The 746-nt window shown below is 43.7% G+C and carries 1 protein-coding gene; it reads right to left on the bottom strand.

Annotation, left to right across the window (positions count from 1 at the left end; translation table 11 throughout):
• The coding region (locus IEV69_RS13805; RefSeq protein WP_188443430.1) for an HYR-like domain-containing protein at nucleotides 1-746 on the bottom strand (746 nt) is incomplete at both ends.

The raw sequence follows: 746 nt of genomic DNA, 5'->3' as shown, positions 1-746 counted from the left end.
GATTGCGGCTCCATCAAATGGGAAGCTGCTCACGGCATCGTCATAACATACATTCGCGTTCTGGGTGCCAACAGGGGCGTCTGCTATTAAAGCAGGGTCAACCTGATCGCTTCCACTATAAGTAATATTAATGTCATCGGAATAAAGTCCACATTGATTAAAAATCACGTAGTTGTAAGTAACTGACCAAGAACAATCATCACCGGTAGGTGTGCCTGTTTTGGTAACGTTTACAATTCCACAATTGTCAGTGTACAATGCAGCAATCTCAGCTTCACTTGGTCCGGCTGGAATATCAGCAAAACAAAGATCCATATCAGTAGCTCCTACTGGAACAGTTCCTGTTAAGATTGGTGCTTCTAGCTCTATAGTGTATGTATACACCCAGTCGTGGTTGTTGCCTGTACAATCAGCATAGTTCCAGACAAAGGTAATTGTTCCATCACAGCCATCATAGGTTCCGCCTTGCGTTGGACCGGTTGGTGTGATTTGATTACCACAATTGTCATTTACAACTGGTGGTACTGGCGCTACTGCATCTGATGCACAAGCAATCTGGCTACCTTCATTTGCAGGCATATTGATTGCAAAATCTTCCACTACTATGGTATATGTATATACCCAGTCATGGTTGTTGCCAACACAATCAGCGTAATTCCAGGTATAGGTAACAGTACCCTCACAGTCTACATACGTTCCGCCTATTGCTGGACCCGTTGGTGTGATTGGATTACCATTACTATCAT

It is taken from the genome of Planktosalinus lacus (genome assembly GCF_014640155.1).
Taxonomy (GTDB): Bacteria; Bacteroidota; Bacteroidia; order Flavobacteriales; family Flavobacteriaceae; genus Planktosalinus; species Planktosalinus lacus.
Note: the sequence above shows the minus strand (reverse complement) of the source record. Positions and strands in the feature narration are given on the sequence as shown.